7 protein-coding genes and 1 pseudogene are annotated in these 16,941 nt (G+C 67.8%); all 8 read right to left on the reverse strand.

The window, feature by feature from the left end; translation table 11 throughout:
* Positions 1–42: 42 nt before the first annotated feature.
* Positions 43–237 (reverse strand): annotated as a pseudogene (locus MD221_RS10510) (GTP cyclohydrolase I); the annotation flags it as partial.
* Between the two features lie 149 nt (positions 238–386).
* The gene (locus MD221_RS10515) at positions 387–1,094 is read right to left on the reverse strand and encodes a hypothetical protein (RefSeq protein WP_242111653.1); all 708 of its coding nucleotides are present in this window, start codon (positions 1,092–1,094) and stop codon (positions 387–389) included.
* A 730-nt stretch (positions 1,095–1,824) separates the two neighbouring features.
* The gene (locus MD221_RS10520) at positions 1,825–2,229 is read right to left on the reverse strand and encodes an SEL1-like repeat protein (RefSeq protein ID WP_242111655.1); all 405 of its coding nucleotides are present in this window, start codon (positions 2,227–2,229) and stop codon (positions 1,825–1,827) included.
* A 2-nt stretch (positions 2,230–2,231) separates the two neighbouring features.
* The gene (locus MD221_RS10525) at positions 2,232–6,806 is read right to left on the reverse strand and encodes an RHS repeat-associated core domain-containing protein (protein ID WP_242111656.1); all 4,575 of its coding nucleotides are present in this window, start codon (positions 6,804–6,806) and stop codon (positions 2,232–2,234) included.
* Between the two features lie 214 nt (positions 6,807–7,020).
* Positions 7,021–7,395, reverse strand: a complete 375-nt coding sequence (locus MD221_RS10530) for a hypothetical protein (protein WP_242111658.1) — start codon at positions 7,393–7,395, stop codon at positions 7,021–7,023.
* A 205-nt stretch (positions 7,396–7,600) separates the two neighbouring features.
* On the reverse strand, positions 7,601–9,445 hold the full coding sequence (recD, locus tag MD221_RS10535) for an exodeoxyribonuclease V subunit alpha (RefSeq protein ID WP_242111659.1): 1,845 nt from the start codon (positions 9,443–9,445) through the stop codon (positions 7,601–7,603).
* On the reverse strand, positions 9,442–13,077 hold the full coding sequence (locus MD221_RS10540; protein WP_242111660.1) for a UvrD-helicase domain-containing protein: 3,636 nt from the start codon (positions 13,075–13,077) through the stop codon (positions 9,442–9,444). Before MD221_RS10540 ends, recD begins: the two co-directional genes overlap by 4 nt.
* Positions 13,074–16,514, reverse strand: coding sequence for an exodeoxyribonuclease V subunit gamma (gene recC, locus MD221_RS10545; RefSeq protein WP_242111662.1), 3,441 nt, complete (start codon positions 16,512–16,514; stop codon positions 13,074–13,076). The genes MD221_RS10540 and recC overlap by 4 nt, the downstream gene beginning before the upstream one ends.
* Positions 16,515–16,941: the final 427 nt, after the last annotated feature.

Genomic DNA, 16,941 nt, shown 5'->3' on the forward strand with positions numbered 1-16,941 from the left:
CTTATCCCATATTCAAGCGGACTTCTTTTCCGGATTCGGATTGGTGCGCGCCAAGTACTCGCGCGGACCGTCGCCGTAGTCGCTGAACCAGTCCCCGTAGGCGTCGGCCACCAGCTTGGGCGTATCCAGCTGCCCCTCCCGCGCCGGATCGTCCCCGGCCCAGCGCAGCAGCGTGCGCACCGCCTCCTCGGCCTGCTGGCGGCCGATGCCGTTGCGTTCGTCGTGGGAGTTGGCCATGGGTGGAGCCTCGTTGATGCCGGGGGAGCGTCATCTTACTCGGCGGCATTCGATGCGACAGCGTTCATGGCTGTGCAGGCTTGGGAATCAGTGTCCCGACCTGACAAGCCGTGCATAAATGAGCGCGAAGATCAGGCACTTTTTTGGGATCAGCTAAGCTCGGAGATATCAGGGTTTAATCTTTCGCAATTCATTCCATAAAAGGCTGATGCCTCCGCATCCCTCTCAACGCCATATCTTCCGAATTTATATATGGAAGAAAGAAGCCCATTTGCCGCCGCATGATTCTTATTCGCGGCTGAAATCAAAAGACTTATGGCTTCTTTGTATTTGCCATGATCCCCGGATCTCAAAAGATGGCCAGCCTGCCAGTAGAGCGCGTCGGGCTCCCCCATTGAAGCAGCCTTCTGCATCAGAGCACTCGCGCCGACAAACTCACTCTTGCTATCAAGAATAGAGAATGCCATGGAACATATCGCCGGCCCATATTCTTTACTCACAAGCTCCTGAATGACAGAAGCCGACTCATCGACATTGCCAATGTTTGTCGAGTCGATATCGAACAACAAACGAGCACGGAAAAAAGTCGCAGGGCAGTAATCAGGGGAGCTGTGTTTTTCCAGAACTTCAAGAGCCCCGGGCATATCTATTTCCCCAAAAAAACCAAGCTGCAAGAACTTAGAATAAGCCAGGATGGCTATCTGATTATTACTTTTAATACCAAGCTCGCACCAAATTCTTAATGATTCTCTATCGCTATCCAAATCAAAACCCAATGTTTTGATTTCTGGAAAAACTATCGCCAACTCCGGATCACCGATCCCGATCAAATATCTGGCGACACATTCTCGCTTCAAGATCAGACACTCCTTAGGTCTATCTCTTTGCCTTGTCTGTTATAGCCTCTGGCACTGACGCAAGGGACTGCTTTATCAATAAAACGCACGGGCACTATGTGCGTATTTGTTTACTTAACAAGACTTCATGCTTGCGACAAGCGAAATTGGATGCTTTCTTGGCGGGAATCGCAATCCCTCCACGAAACGTCTTGCAGCCATATCGCATTCCAGGCTCTTGGATGAATGCTTAAAACCAAAATTTGAGGTTGCTCCAGATGGCAGCACATCGAATTCAATTTTTACTACGGAGGCACTGGCATCCCGAGACAAAGGCTGGAGGCTATTTCTATTTATAGGCTTCGGTGCCAACTCTTTAGATTCAATGATGTCAATTAGGCTTAATGTCGGCCCTTTTCCCCAAGAAATCTTCCCAGCATGCTTATCAATGAGAATTGGGGTTTTATCGGGAGCAGCGGCCGCCCCGGCTCTTGGCACAACTTCCCAATTTGATTTCCGATCAACAGCTGGATATGCCGAATCGCAACTAGCAATGTAGCGCTGGCAAAGTATTGAGCAATCACATTGGCTTGCTCATTGGTAATGCCTATCTTGAGATCAACTTGACCAATATCGCTAACAAATTCCTGCTCCTGCGTCCTTATGTCTTCGGAGCCCGCAATTGCATAGAAACTGAAAATTACTGCTACGAATGTGTTTTCATCGCTCCGTTTAGATGTGAAATATAAATTTATTTTTGATTTAACTTATCTAATGCTTCATTAGATTTTTTGTCGCCAAGTTTTGCTGCCTTTTCCAACCAAAACTTTGCTCTTATTTTGGAATGAAATTTTGAAGAACGATCAAGATATTTCATAGCCAAGTTGTACTGACCAACAGGATCTCCATTTTCCGCAGATATCATTAACCAATAAAACTCTTCATTGCCTGATTTATCTGCCTTCATGTAAAAAGTGGACACTGAATTAGCCGCAGCCCCACTCCCCGCATGAGCCGCGCCTTGATAAGCCGATAATTTCGTTAAAGGAGCTATCTGCTCATAAGATGTTAACGCACCATCTAATACTTCATTCTTCGGCTCTACACCTTCCTTACCGGCACATCCCACTAAAGCAATAAAGAACAGGGATTTCATCGCTAATTGAATACGGATTTTATCAATGGGCCAAACCATGGGCATCCTCCTGGGCAGAACGTTTTCCAATTTCCAGCTGTGCCTTTTATATAATTCAAATCTCCATCAGCAGAGCCCAAATAAAAACTCCCATCTTCCCTAAAAAAAACATAGTTATCAGGTGCCACAACCGGAACACCCAAAATGTTAGCTAGTTGCTGGGCGAAAGATAAATAATCTTTTTTTCCTGTTTCACAACTCAACAATAGTATGGCTTTTTTATTCTCAAAGCTTGGATCTTTACGAATCATGTCTGCAAGATCCTTCGGGGAAATCGACCTGTTGTCTGGGTCTCTTACTTCCCTAGGATTTCCGTGAGCTGCAACCGTATATACAGATTCCGGCGATACAAATCTCTTCGCGCCAGCCGTAAAGTTATTCTGAAAATTCGTATCAAACAAACTTAGTTCGACCTCTAGACCTGTTGGATCAATGTAGCCGACGGGATAGGATCGAACATAGATGTATGGATTGACACCAGACCTTAATCCAATAGGGTCAACCTGGATATAGCGCCCAGCGCCAGCATCGTAGTACCGATTGACGTTGTACCAGAGCCCGCTCTCCTGGTCGTAGTACTGCCCCGGGAACCCAACGTTCAACCCACCAATCGCATCGATCGCCACCGTCCGGTCGAACGCCCCGTTGGTCGCCTTCCAGACGATCGCTTTTGAGCCATCGGTCACGATCTCCGGCCGCCCCAGATGGTCGGCGTGGATATAGCGCACGACATTGTTGCGCACCATCCCCACCAGCTCGCCGCCGAACCAGAGGTAGTTGGTCCAGATGTTGCCGTTGTCCTGGTGCTCGGTCAGTAGCTGGCTGTCCGGCGTGTAGACGTAGCGGAACTCGCCGTAGGTGGCCGACTTGAAGGTGCGCTCGTTGAAGGCGCTGTACTGGTAGCTCGCCACCTCCGCGCCGTTCTTGCTGACCGAGCGCATGCGGTTGAAGCCGTTGTAGGCGTAGACGAAGTTGCCGGCCGGGCCGTTGCTGCTGGTGGTGTTGCCCGCCGGGTCGTAGCCGACCGCGGTCGTGCCCTGCGCCGGATGGGTGAAGCTGAGGAAGCGGTTGCTGCTGGCCGGCGCGGCGTACTGGTAGGTCGTGGTCGCCCCGGCGTTGAGGTAGGACAGCCGGTTGCCGGTGGCGTCGTAGCCGTAGTCCTGGTTGACCCCAGGCCGGTCCGAGGAAGTCAGCCGCGAGAGCGCGTCGTAGCCGAAGGTCCAGGTCCGGGCGGCGTCCTCATTGGTGATCCTCTGGATGCGGTTGTCGGCATCGTAGCCGTAGGTCAGGCTCTGCAAGGGGCCTGCATCGTTGGTGCTGATCGTCTCCGGCTGGCCGTCCTTGTTGTAGCCCATCACGCGCGTGAGGCCGTTCCCGTAGCTCCAGCCATTGGCCGGGCCGAACGGGTCGTACGTCACCCCGGAGAGCACCGTGCTGGTCGTCGCACCGATGGTCACCGTCATCGACGTCGGCTTGTCCAGCGCGTAGCCGTAGCCCACCTTCATGCCATTGGGATACTGGATGCCGGTCAGGCGCCCGGCCACGTCGCGCAGGTAGGTGGTGGTGTAGACGGTCTGGATGCCGCCGGTACCGCCCTCCTTGCTGGTGATCACGTCCTGCCGGGACTTGATCTGGCCGTCGGGGTAATAGGTGAAGAGGACGTTGCTGCCGAATAGGCCGGCCGAGCAGAGTCGGCCGATACCCACGGTGCAGGTGTCGTACTTGAACAGCTGCTCGCGGCTGCCGTCGAAGTTGCGCGTGGGCCGGTTGAGCGCGTCGTAGGTGTAGGTCCAGGTGACGTTGCGCGCGTCGGTCTTGGTCTTGAGGTTGCCGGCGCTGTCGTAGGTGTAGCTGGTCGTCCCGCGATCCGGGCTCACCTCCTGCGTCACCTCGCCAAAGGCGTTGCGCGCGTAGGTCGTCTCCAGGTTGCGCGGATCGGTGACCTTGGTCAGGTTGTCCTGGGCGTCGTACTGGAACTGGGTCTGGACGTTCAGGCCCGTCTCGTCCTCCAGCGTGCTGGCCAGGCGGTCGAGGGCGTCGTAGCCCTGGCGCGTGCGGTGCGTCAGCGGGTCGGTCGCGGTCTCGGCGTTGCCGTTGGCGTCGTAGGTGAAGTCGGTGGGATTTTCATCCGCGTCGGCCAGCGTCTTCAACTGGCCCAGTGCGTTGTACAGGCGCGACAGTTCGCGCGTGGATGCTCCGGCGGCGGTCTTGGTGACTTCCTGTACCTGATTGCCCGCCTTGTCCAGGGTGTAGTGGATCGTGTTGCCGTCCTGGTCGGCGACGTCGGTCAGGCGCCGGGCCGTGTCGTAGGTGAAGGTGTTGTAGGCTCCGGTGGGATCGGTGATCTTCTTGACCTCGCCGGTCGGCCAGTACTCGATCAGGGTGATCTGGTCGTCCGTCTCCACGGCGTTGTCGGCGCCGCGCAGCTTGCGGGCCGACAGCCAGCCACGCCGGTTGTACTCAAAGTCGGTGATGACGCCGTTGGCGTCCTTGACCGACAGTGGACGCCCCGCGCCGTCGTACTGGCGTACCTCGACCACGTGGCCGAGGGCATTGGTGACCTTCCACAGGTCGCCCTTGCGATAGGGGCAGGTGGTCGGCGCCGTGGCGCAGGTCGAGCCGTCGTTGGCGCGGTAGGTGTAGGTGGTCACGTCGGACACGTCCGTACGCGGGCCGTCGATCTGCAGCACCTGCCCCAGCAGCCAGCACGTGCCGGCCGTGATGTCGGCCTGCTCGCAGTAGGTGGTACGGGTCTGGCGCACGCCCGCCGGCGCATCGGCCTGCGTCCCGCAGGCGTAGGCCAGCGCCCCCGCCACCGTCGGATCGATCCGGCATTGCGCGGTCGCCTGCCCCCGGGCGTTGTAGCGCCAGGCGTTCGCCGCCACCAGGGCGCCGGAGGCATCCAGCACGCGGCGGGTCAGCGGGACGCGCAAGGCGCTGTCCCAGGTGGTGTCGGTGGTGCGCTGGGTCGGCGCGCCTTGTGCTTCGATCCGCTGCGTCAGCAGCCCGTTGCTGTCGTACGTGGTCTTGGTGACGTTGTTCTTGAAGTCGGTCGCCGTGGCCGGATAGCCGTTGGCGTCGTAGGTGCGCGCCTTCCAGGGCTGGTTGCACTGCTCACCGCAGGCCGCCGAGCTATTGGCGATCCGGTAGACGCCTTGCGCATTGGCGAAGCCGACCGTCGTGGACGTTCCGAGCGAGGTCTGGATGCCGACCGTTCCGCCGCCTTGGCTGGTGCTGTAGGTATAGGCGGTTTGATCGGCGTCGACTCCACGTTTCGACGAGATCGCCATGCTCTTGTTGTTGTAGCCGGTGCTCTCCAGGCGCGCGCCGGTCTCGTCCTGCACGCCGGTCAGCGCCGTGGGCAGGTCGGTATTGGAGGTCAGCTCGGGTTCGTTGTAGAGGTAACGGCGGGTGGCGCCGCCGGGGCGCAGCACGGTCGCGAGGTTGCCGTTCTCGTATCCGAACGTTGTGGCGTTGCCGCCCGGCTCGGTCAGCGTCGCCATGCGCGCGTCGCTGCCGTAAGTGAAGCGGATCGCGCGCCCCTGGGGATCGGTGACCGTGAGCAGCAGACCCGGCTTGGGTGCGGTCGCCGGCGGGGTGCTCGCGGTGCTGTAGGCAAGCGTCGTCCGGTTGCCGCTGTCGTCCTGGATGGCGTCCAGGAGTCCCTGCGCCGTGTAGTACTCGTACTCACGCGTGGCCGCGACGAACACGGTATAGCCGGTGGTGTTGCCGCCGACATCCCTCTGCTCGGTCAGCTGGTTGAGCACCGCCGGTTCCGCGACCCAGACGCCGCTGGAGAGCGTGAAACGCTCGCGGCGGCCATCCGGCCTCAGCATCACGATGTAATTGCCGCCCGACGTGCCGGGCGTGGTCAGCTGGATCTCCAATGCGCGGTCGAAGGAATGGCGCCAGGCCGGGCCCAGCGTCGACGCCACCACCGGAGAACGGCCGTTGTAGAAGCGCTGGAAGCTCAAGGACGGCGACAGGCTGAGATCCATCTCCTGTTTGAACTTGTTGCCGGTCGCGAGATTGATGGAGCCCGTCTCCAGGGTGCTGCCCGGCTGGCCGCTGCCGCGGGCATCCTGCCCTTGCTCGCCGTTGCCGCTGTTGACGTTGCAATCGCAGGCGCCAGCGCTCTTGAATGGGTCCTCATTCTCGTACTCGGTCGCCGACACGTTTGCCGTCCACTGCAGGCTGCCCCCGCAATAGCTGCGGACGACCGCCGCCGTCCGAACGACACCCGGTTGCCGATAGGAAACATTGAACGTGACCGCGCTCGTACAATTTTTCGCCATCTCGACCTTGAGAACCGAGACTGTCTCTTCTACCGAATTAAATCCTCCGGGCTTCGATACAAAATTATTGAAATAGGGCGCACCGTAATAATACGAAGTGGCTGATGCCGCGCCGAAGCTTGCGAACAGAAGCCCCTGCAAGAGCAGCAAGACCAGCGCGCCTCGGAGCTTTCCGAATCCATACTTGCGGCATGTGATGCCACGCGTGGCCGAAGGCGCCATGCCTGTTTTGGTCGATCGCATCGTTTTCCCCCTGCTGAAACAAATCCATGCCCGTCCCGCACCGAGTATGGTACGAACTTCTTATGCTCGATAGAGGCCTTAATCGGCCGATGGATCGCTCTTCGCGCATTCAGGAATATAGCTCGAGGGCGTCGCGCCGCCTGCGACCCGAATCCCCCGGGAAAGCGATATTCCGAATCTCTCCCAGGATGACGTCATGCGGCGCCAGCGGCCGTTAGCGGCCTGCTCCACTTCGCAATAAGGCCTGCTCGTCCAGATGCCGCCAAGCTTCCTGTACGGCTCCTCGCGCCTCCACCCAGAGCAATCGCGACGCCCCCCGAAACCCGCCCCAGTCGCGCGCCAGCAAAGGCTCGACATCCGCGAAGCGCCGCCCGCCATGGATCGCATGGGCGAGATAGGCGTAGCGGTAGGCCGGCGCGTAGTCGTTCCAGTCGCGGCCGCTGGAATAGTACGGGGCGTCGCGGAAATGGCCGCGGTAGTAGGCCTCTTCCGGTTCCGGCATCGCCGCCGGGACAGGATTGCCGCGCACGCCGCGTTGGCGTGGCTTGCTGTCGCGCGGGTGGATGGGGTGGCGTTTGTGCTGGCTCATGGCGGCGCTGCGAACCGCGGTGCGCGACCGTGTTTCGGCCGCGCGCGTTCGTGCTTGGCGGCGGAGGTTATCGGGAGCGCCGTCGGGCCGACGTGAAGTCGCGCGCGGCAAATCGTTCGGCAGCTGTCTGCCGGCGAAACGGCGCGTCGCGACATGCGTCGATCAGCTTCGTGAAGGCATCTTCATGCGCCGGCGCGGCGCCGCCTCAAAGCCGCGCGGCCAGCCCGGAGACGCGCTGCGCCCGCCGCGCCAGCGCCGCGCGCAGCACGCGCTCGCCGGCGCACACGTGCACGGCGTCGCGGGCGCGGGTGAGGGCGGTGTAGAGGAGTTCGCGCGAGAGCGGACGGGCGTCGCGACGCGGCAGCAGCAGCCAGACCGTGTCGAATTCCGAGCCCTGCGCCTTGTGCACGGTCATGGCGAAGGCGCCGCCGTGGGCGGGCAAGGCGGCGGGATGGAAATGGCGGACGCCGCCGGCGCCGTCGGCGAACCAGGCGAGCGTTTCGCCCTCGGCATCGCGCAGGCACACGCCGATGTCGCCGTTGAACAGGCCGTGGCGCGCGCTGTTCTCGGTGACCAGTAGCAGCCGACCATGGAAATAGGCGGGACGGTGGCTACCGGCCAGCGCCTCCTCGATGCGCGCGTTCAGGGCGAGCGCGCCCTGCGGGCCGCCGCGCAGGGCGGTGAGCAGGCGCTGGCGCCGCGCCAGGCGCAGCGCGGTGGCGGGATCGTCGCAGTCCTGCAGCGCGCGCCAGGGCGCGAGCAGGCGCTCGCGCGTGGGCCCCTGCAGCGGATCGAGCAGGCCTTCCTCGAAATGCACGCCGGACAGGGTCTCCCCGCGCAGCAGCTGCAGCGCGGTGTCGGCCTCGCCGGCACGCACGGCCAGGGCCAGCGGCGCCAGGTCGAGCGTGCGCGACTGGCGATAGCTGCGGCGCAGCTGCGCGCGATGGCCATGCAGGCCGCCGCCAGGCGTCGGCGCCTCCGCTTCGCGACCGGGCGCCGGCTCCGCGTCGGCCGCATCGACGATGGCCGACAGCACGTCGCCCGCCTCCACCGAGGGCAGCTGGTCGCGATCGCCGAGCAGGATCAGCCGCGCGCCGTCGGGCACGGCCTCGACCAGCTTGCTCATCAGCGGCAGGTCGACCATCGAGGCCTCGTCGACCACCACCACGTCATGCGGCAACGGCGCATCGGCGTCATGGCGGAAGCGCGGGCTGTCGGGGATCGTGCCGAGCAGGCGGTGCAGGGTCTGCGCGCGGGTCGGCAAGGCCTCGCACAGCGCCGGATCGACGCCGGGCGTGGCGCGCAGCACGGCGGCCGCCTGCTGCAGGCTCTCGGCCATGCGCTCGGCCGCACGCCCGGTGGGCGCGGCCAGCGCGATGCGCGGCGCGGCGGCGAGGCCTTGCGCCCTCGCCTGCGCCAGCAGCAACAGGAGCAGGCGCGCGATGGTGGCCGTCTTGCCGGTGCCGGGACCGCCGGTGATCAGCAGCAGCGACCGGGTCAGCGCCAGCGCGGCGGCGCGCGCCTGGTCGCGGTCGCCGGCGGCGGCCCCGTCCGGCGCGGCGACGTCGGGCACGGACGCCGCCAAGGTCGCCCTGTCGCCCGCGTCCGGAAACAACACCGCGAACAAGGCGGCGACGGCATCGTCGCCGGTATCGGGCACGGGTGCCGCCGCCAACCGCAACAGCCCTCGGGCGAGGCGGCGCTCGTATTCGCGATAGCGGCGCAGGTACAGCAGGCCGCCTTCGAGCACGAGCGGCCGCTGCGGGTCGGCGGCCAGGGCCGGCGCCGGCCGCGAGACCCAGGGCGAGGCAGCGAATGCTGCATCCCAGGACTCCGCCGCGGGCCAATCGCCGCCGCTTTCGCCCAGCAGCAGGTGCGGCTGCCGCGGATCGAAGGCGGCATGCCCGTGCGCGACGGCCAGCGATGCCAGCGCGGCGCCCGCCAGCACGCGCTCGTCGGTCTCGGGCCGCAGGCGCCGCAGCGTGTCGGCCAGCGCGAGATCGACCGCGCGCAGGGCCTCGTGCTTGCGCAGGCGCGCCAGCAGGCTCATGCCGGCGCTCCCGCGAGCAAGGCTTCGGCGGCGTCGACCAGGGCGCGCGGCAGTTCGGGGACGAACACGCCCTGCGTGGGATCGCGGGCATCGAGCCCGCGGCAGAACAGGTAGCGCGCGCCGCCGAAATGGCGCTCGAAGTCGTAGGCCGCGCCCAGGCGCAGGCGCAGCCAGCGCTGCAGGGCGACGGCGTAGAGCAGCGCCTGCAGGTCGTACTCGCTGGCGCGCATGCGCTCGGCGAGCGCGGCCTGGTCGTAGGCCGGCAGCAGGTTGGACTTGTAGTCGAGTACGTGGACGCGTTCGCCGACGCGATAGACCAGGTCGAGCTTGCCGGTCATCAGGCCCGACAGCTGCGGCCAGGCGCCGAAGTCGTGGCGGTCGGGCAGCAGCCCGTGCGCCTGCGCCAGCCGCAGCAGGTCGCGCGAGGCGGCGCCGCGCAGGGCGAAATGGAATTCCAGTTCGGACACGCGCGCCGTGGGCGGCAGCTCGCACAGGCGCACGCCCTCCGGCAGGGGCGCGTTGAGGGTGCGCGCGACCAGCGGCGCCAGTGCGCGCAGGCCGGCCTCGAATTCGGGCTCGCGGTAATGCTGGCTGCGCAGCGCCTCGAGCAGCGGCGCCCGCTGTTCGTCCGGCACGGGATCGCCGTCGAGATCGCGCCAGGCGGCGAACTCCACGTGTTCCAGCGCATGGTGCAGGGCGTTGCCGAAGCGCGTGCCGCCCCAGCGTGCGTCGGCGCCGGCCGGTGCCTCGCCGCCCCGGCGCGGCGGTTCGAGATCGTCGGCGGGCGTCTCCTCGGCCAGCGCGTGCGCGCCCTGGGCCTTGTGCTGGTGCAGCTGGCTGAAGCTATGGATCCACCAGTCGCGCTGCAGCCGGCGCGCGGCGATGCGCGCCGGCGGCACCGCGGCGGAGGCGGCGGGCGGCAGGCGGCGCGGCATCGCGTCCGGCAGGCCGGCCGTCTCTTCCAGCAGATCGCCGAGCGCCGCGCGCAGCGTGGGCGAAGGCGCCGGACCCTGCAGCAGCCGCGCCAACGCGGTATCGGCGTGGTCGGCGAGCGCGCCGCCGCACAGCCACAGGGCATCGCGCGCACGGGTCAGGCCGACGTAGAGCAGGCGCATGTCCTCGGCGCGGTCCTCCTCGACGTGGCGCGCGACCGCTTCGCTCCAGGGCGGCGCGCCGGGATAGGCCTGCTCGGTCTTCCATTGCCGCACGCGGCCGCCCTCGTGCGCGTACACGGCCACCTTGAGGTTGCGCTGCGGATCGCGGCCGATGCCGGCGAAGGGCAGGAACACCAGCGGGTATTCCAGGCCCTTGCTCTTGTGCAGGGTGAGGATGTGCACGCGGCCGGCGTCGGACTCCAGGCGCGGCTGCTGCGCTTCCTTGTCGGGCTCGGCATCGGCCATGGCGCCGCGCAGCCAGTCGAGCTGGCCCTGCGTGCCGAGCTTGCGGCTGCCGGCCTCCTGCAGCAGTTCGCCCAGCTGCAGGAAATTGGTCACACGGCGCTCGCCGTCGGCCTCGCCGAGCAGGCGCGGCGCCTGTTCGGCGACCACCTGCGCGAGCAGCGCCTGCGGCCCGTGGCGTTCCCAACGCGTGCGCCAATCCTCGAAGCGCTGCTGCCAGGCGCGCAGCGCCGCGCCAGCGCCGACGCCGGCCTCCTCGCGATCCAGCGCATCGATGCGGGCCGCGTCGCAGCCGAGCAGGCGCGTGGCCAGCGCCGCGCGCAGGCGGCGGTCGTCGCGGCCGCCGCGCAGGGCCAGCAGCAGGGTCAGCAGTTCGCCGGCCTCCTCGGTCTGGAACAGGCTGATGCGCCCGCTCGCCACCGCCGGTACGCCGCGCCGCGCCAGCGCGTGGCGCACCGCCTCGGCTTCGCGATGGGTGCGGACCAGGACCGCGCAGTCGCGCGGTTCGAGCGGACGCGGCGCCGCATCCGCGCCCGTTCCGGCATCGCGGCGCAGCAGGCGCCCTGCGCGCGCGCACTGCAAACGGTCGCGGATCGCATCCGCGCACAGGGCGGCGGCGATGCGGATCGCATCGTCCTTGTTCCAGTCCTTGCCGTCCTCGCGCGGCGGCACGCGATGGAACCCCAGCGCCGGCGCCGGCCGGCCGTCCAGGCGCAGATCGCCGTCGTCCACGCCGCCGCCCGGCGCGACCGGTTCGAAGGCGATGTCCTCGCCCAGCGCGCCGGGCGGCGCGTCGGCGAACAACGCCTCGACGGCCCGCAGCACGGCCGGACGCGAGCGGAAGTTGCGCCGCAGCGACTGCGTCTGCTCGGCGCCGGCCTTCGCGCGCAGATAGGTGTGCACGTCGCCGCCGCGGAAGCGGTAGATCGCCTGCTTGGGATCGCCGACGAGCACGAGCCCCCCGCCTTCCCCGCCGAACAGCGCTTCGAAGATCGCCCATTGCCGGGCGTCGGTGTCCTGGAACTCGTCCACCAGCACCAGCGGAAACTGCGCGCGCAACGCCGCCGCCAGCGGCGGGCCGATGTCCTCGTCCACGGCCGCGTCGTGGACGGCGCCGATCAGGTCGTCGAAGTCGCGCAGGTTGAAGGCCGTCTTGTGCGCGGCATCGCGCCGCACGGCGTCGGCGCGCAGCGCGTGCAGGCGACGCAGGTCGCAGGCCTCCTGCCAGGCGGGCAGCGCCGCCTGCGCCTGGCAGAACGCCGCGATGTGCGCGAACAGCGGCGATTGCGGCGTGCGTCCCTGGCCTTTCTGGCTGGTGCCGGCCTCAAGCGCCGGCGGCGCGTACTTGGCGAGCTTGTCGTGCAGCTGCGCCGGCGGCGAGTCAGGCGCGTGCATCGCCAGCCAGCGCCACAGCGCCTCCACGTGCGCGGGCTTGTACTGGTTGTTGTGAAGAACCTTGTCGGCGATGGCCTGCAGCAGGCTATCGCGCGCGGCCTCGCCCTGGTCGTCGAAAACCGCGCGCAGCGCGCGCCAGCAGGCCGCGATCGCCGGGCGCGGGTCGTCCGGCGGCGGCGGTGCCGGCGGCAGCAGCGGCTCGGGCGCGAGCAGGGTGTCGATGGCGGCGGCCAGGCCGGCAAGATCGCCGAAGCGGCGGCGCAGGAAGGCGTTGTCGTCCGCGATCTCCTCGTCCGGGCGCTGGCGGTCCGGGCGGGCCTGCGACCAGGCCCGCCACAGCTCCACCGACAGCCGCAGGCGCGCGGCCGCATCGCGTGCCTCCACCTCGGCCGCCAGGAGCGGCTGCGCGGTTTCCAGCGCGTGCTCGGCGAGGACGCGCTGGCAGAAGCCGTGGATGGTGGAGATGGCGGCCAGGTCGAGGTCGCGCGCCGCGCGCGCCAGACGCCGGCGCAGCGCCGGCGCGGACTCGCCGCGCTCGATCGCCGCGCGCAGCAGCGCACGCAGCTGCGCGGTCTCCGCGTCGTCGCCGGCGCCGTGCTCGTCCTCGCGCCATTGCGCCGCCAAGGCCTGCGCCCGCTCCAGGCGCCGGCGCACGCGCGCGCGCAGCTCCTGCGTGGCGGCGACGGTGTAGGTGACGGCCAGGATCTGCGGCACGCGCAGGCGCCGCTCGATCACCGCGCGCACGAACAACCCGGCCAGCGCATAGGTCTTGCCGGTGCCGGCGCTGGCCTCGATCAGGCTGCGCGCGTCCAGGCGCGTGTCGAAAACGGCCTCGCTCACGGCAGCGCCTCCACGCCGGCGCTGTCGCCGTCGATCAGGGCGCCGAAGAGCGCGCGCGAAATCCCGACGAAGGCCTGCAGCGCCTGCGCATCGGCGTCGGCGAACGGGTCGCGGCCGCGCAACGCCAGCTGCGTGGCGGCATCGGCCTCGCCGGGGATGCCGAAGCCGTTGCCCAGCCATTGCGCCCGGGCCGCGTTCAATCCCGCCGCCTCGTCCCTGGCACCGTAGAAGGCATAGCCGCTCTTGGGCAGGAACGGCAGCGGCGCGCGCAGCATGCGGGCGCGCAAGGCCAGCAGCGCCCGCAGCGTGCGCGCCGCCTGCTTCGGTTCCGGCATCGGCAGCGGCGCGACCCGCGGGCCTTCGCCCTTGCCGGCGATGGCCAGTTCGAACACCTGCGCCGGTTCGGGCAGGCAGGCCGCCGCCAGCGCGTCGAGACGGTGGCGCAGCACGTGGGCGCCGTGCAGTCCGCCGGGATTGAGCGCGGCACGCAGGAAGCCTTGCGGATGGCGGCCCGCCAGGCTGCCGCGCAGGCGCGCGGCGCCGTCCGCGCCGAGCGCCCATTGCGGCTGCGCGAAGCGCGCCGTCTCGCCCGCGCCGGAGAACCCCGCCGCCAGCGCCGCCTCGGCGAACGGGCGCACCGCCTCGATCAGCAGGGCCAGCGTGGCCAGGCCGTCGGCGCCCGGGGCCAGGCGCGCACGCGCCACCAGGGCGGCGTGCAGCGAGGCCGGATCCGGCGCCGCGCCCGCGTGCAGCCAGTGCTCGAAGATGCCCTGGCGCAGGGCATGCTGCTGCAGCGCGTCGGGCAGGCCGAGCGGTTCGTGTTCCAGCAACGGCGGCACGTCTTCCGCCAGGCGCAGGCCGAGCCCTTCGCGCAGATAGGCCGCCTGCGGACGCGCCAGCGCGCGGCGCAATTGTTCGAGATCGATCTCGTCGCGCGCCTCTTGCAGGCTCGCGCGCGGCAGCACGCCGTCGGCGAACACCGGCGTGCGCGTCGAAGCGCCCTCCACGGCCTCGTCCTCGACCGCGGCGATGCGCCAGCGCGCGTCGAAGCTGAAGCGGCGCCGATCGCCTTCGCGCTCGTCCACGTGCGCGGCGCCGAAGGCGGCCGGCGAGAACGGCTGCAGGGCGTGGCGCACGACCAGTTCGCGCCTGACCGCATCGGCGGGGCCGGCGTGGTAGCGCGCGGCGGTCTCCAGCAGTTCGTCCACCAGCGTCGAGGGTTCGCGCGCGCTGCCGTCGCGTGCGTCGAAGCCGACCCAGCTCAGGTAGAACACGCGCGCGGCGGAATTGAACAGCTGCAGGAACAGATAACGGTCGGCATCGCGCCGCGAGGGATCGCCGACGCGGCGCTGCGGCGTCTCCAATGCCTGCTGGATGCGGTTGAGCGGATCGCGCGTCTCGCGCGCCGGGAACGTGCCGCCACTGGCGCCGTCGCCGTCGTCGAGCCCGAGCAGGCAGATCACGCGGAACGGGATCAGCCGCATCGGCACCATGCGCCCGAAGCACACGCCGCCGGAGAGGAACGGCGCGCGCGCATCGGCCGCGCCCAGGTCGGCGAGCAGGCGGTCGCGCAGCAGGGCGTGCGCGACCGGCGCGGCGAACTCGGCCTCTTCCGCGCCGGCGGCGAACGCGGCCACGGCCTGGCGCAGGCGATCCAGGCTGCGGCGGTCGCCGGCGGCCTCGGGCGGCGCATCGTCGGCGCCGAAGACGCCGTCGAGCAGGCGGTCCAGCCGCGCCGCCCATTCGCGCGGCGAATGCGGGCCGGTCAATGCCGCGGCGGCTTCGCGCAGCAGGGCGACCAGGCGCAGGCAGCCGTCCAGCGCCTGGGTCGATTGCCCTTCCAGCGCCGGCCAGGGCGCGACGCCGGCGATCTCCTCCTGCTCGTCGGCGGCGTAGCCGAGCAGCAGGCGCTCGAGCGCGAACTGCAGGGTGTAGGCGGCCTCGTCGGCCGCACCGGCGCGCGCGCGGTCGGCGCCGTCCAGCGCCCAGCGCGCGCCGGCCGCCTCCAGCCAGACCTGCAGGCTGGCGCGCGCGCCGTCGTCGAGGTCGAAGCGCCGCGCGATCGCCGGCACCGCGAGCAGATCGAGCAGGTCGGCCAGGCGCAGCGGCCGCAACGGCAGATCGAGCAGGCGCAGGAACGCCTCGGCCAGCGGTTCGCCGGCCAGCGGACTGGTGTCGGCGATGGTGTAGGGCAGCTCGCGCGCGGTGCCGAGCGCGCCGCCGAACACGGCCTCGATGTGCGGCGCGTAGGCGTCGATGTCCGGCGCCAGCACGGCGATGTCGCGCGGATCCAGGCGCGGCATGCCTTCCTCGGCCGGCGCCTCGAGCAGCGCGCGCAGCTGGTCGTGCAGCACCTGCACCTCGCGCAGCCGCGTGTGGCAGGCGTGGAACTGCAGGCTGGCGTCGCCGCGCGCCACGTGCGTGCGCGGCCAGCGGGCATCGGCGTTCTCGAGCAGCGGCGCGCGGTTGTCGAGCACGTCGGCCTGCATGCGTCCGAGCAGGGTCGCGTGCGACGGCTCGACGAAGGCCTGCGCCTCGTAGCGCGCGCGCACCGTCTCGCCGCCGCCGAGCGCGGCGATGAAGTCGCGCTCGGCCTGCCCCCAGGCGGCCAGCAGCGGGTTGTGGCGGTCGGCGTCGGCTTCCGCGCCATGCGCGTCGAGACGGTGCGCATCGAGATCGTCGGACGGCAGATAGGCGTGCGACCAGCGCGCGAGATCGCCCCAGTAGGCGCGGCTGGGCGTGTGCAGGAAGAAGTCCTGCTCGCCGGCGCGCGCTTGGCTGGCGATCAGCTGCAACACGTCCGGCGAGACGTTCTGGCAGGCGAACACGAACAGCCGCGGCGGCAGCAGGCGCGGCACGGCGGCGCCCTCGCCGGCATAGCGCTGCAGGTACTCGCCGATGCGGCGCGCGCGATGCGCGCGGCCGCGCGCGATGCGGCGCCACAGCTGCGCCTGGGCATCGTCGGCGTCGGCGCCGGCTTCCCAGCGCAGCAGCAGGTCGCGGCGCCAGGCCTGGTACTTCTCGAAGGTCTCGGCCAGCGCGCAGGCCAGCGACCAGGCCTTGCGGCCGTCGGCGACCAGGCGCGCGTACTCCGCCGGCGGACGCGCGCGCAGTTCGCGCAGCAGGTGCCAGCGCAGGGCCTCCGGACGCAGGCGCTCGGCCGGCGCGACGCGGCCGAGATTGGCGTCGAGCGCCGCGTCGACGAATTCGCCGGGGGTAAGAAACCGCACGTTGGCGCAGATGCCGCTGTGCTCGGCCAGGAACTGCTGCAGCCAGCGCCGCATCGAATACTGCGGCACCAGCACCGTCTCCGGCCGCAGCCAGTCGCCGTCCGCCGGAGACGCGCGCAGGCGCTCGGCCAGCACAGCGGCCAGCACGTCCAGCGCATTGGAGTGGATCAGGCGGAAGCCGCCGCTGTGGCCGCGCGATTCGGGCATCGCCACATGATGCCGGAGACCGGTCGCGCGGCGCGAGACGCAGCCATGCTTGCCGCCGCCCGGCCCGCGTGCGATGCGCGCTGTCGTGGAACGGCGCGTAAATTTTCGGCAAAACACGTCGCGCGCGGGTTGCCCCGGGCGGCATGCGCGCCTATAGTGCCGCCCCGAATCCCACCCCGCCCAGAGGGCCACCCACCTTGGACAGTCCCAGTCGATCTCGTTGCCGCCTCTGAGCCGACGGAACCGCTGACCCCAAGGTCGGTCCCGTCCGCTCAGGACGGGGCCGTATCGCGCGAGCCGACGCTCGCCCGCTGACCCCGACAACTCCGACGTCATCTCCTCGGCTCCCGAGTGGGAGGCCTTCGGCATTTCCGTGTCCCGGAGAACGCCGATGTCCTTCCTTCCCGCGCTCGCTCCGCCATCGATG

This window comes from Luteimonas aquatica, assembly GCF_022662575.1.
In the GTDB taxonomy this organism is placed as follows: domain Bacteria; phylum Pseudomonadota; class Gammaproteobacteria; order Xanthomonadales; family Xanthomonadaceae; genus Luteimonas; species Luteimonas aquatica.

Excerpts from the sequence above, each read along its gene's own strand:
- MD221_RS10520 (WP_242111655.1), bottom strand. The coding sequence starts at position 2,229 with ATGAAATCCCTGTTCTTTATTGCTTTAGTGGGATGTGCCGGTAAGGAA.
- MD221_RS10530 (WP_242111658.1), bottom strand. The coding sequence starts at position 7,395 with ATGAGCCAGCACAAACGCCACCCCATCCACCCGCGCGACAGCAAGCCA.
- MD221_RS10525 (WP_242111656.1), bottom strand. The coding sequence starts at position 6,806 with ATGCGATCGACCAAAACAGGCATGGCGCCTTCGGCCACGCGTGGCATC.
- recC (WP_242111662.1), bottom strand. The coding sequence starts at position 16,514 with ATGCCCGAATCGCGCGGCCACAGCGGCGGCTTCCGCCTGATCCACTCC.
- recD (WP_242111659.1), bottom strand. The coding sequence starts at position 9,445 with ATGAGCCTGCTGGCGCGCCTGCGCAAGCACGAGGCCCTGCGCGCGGTC.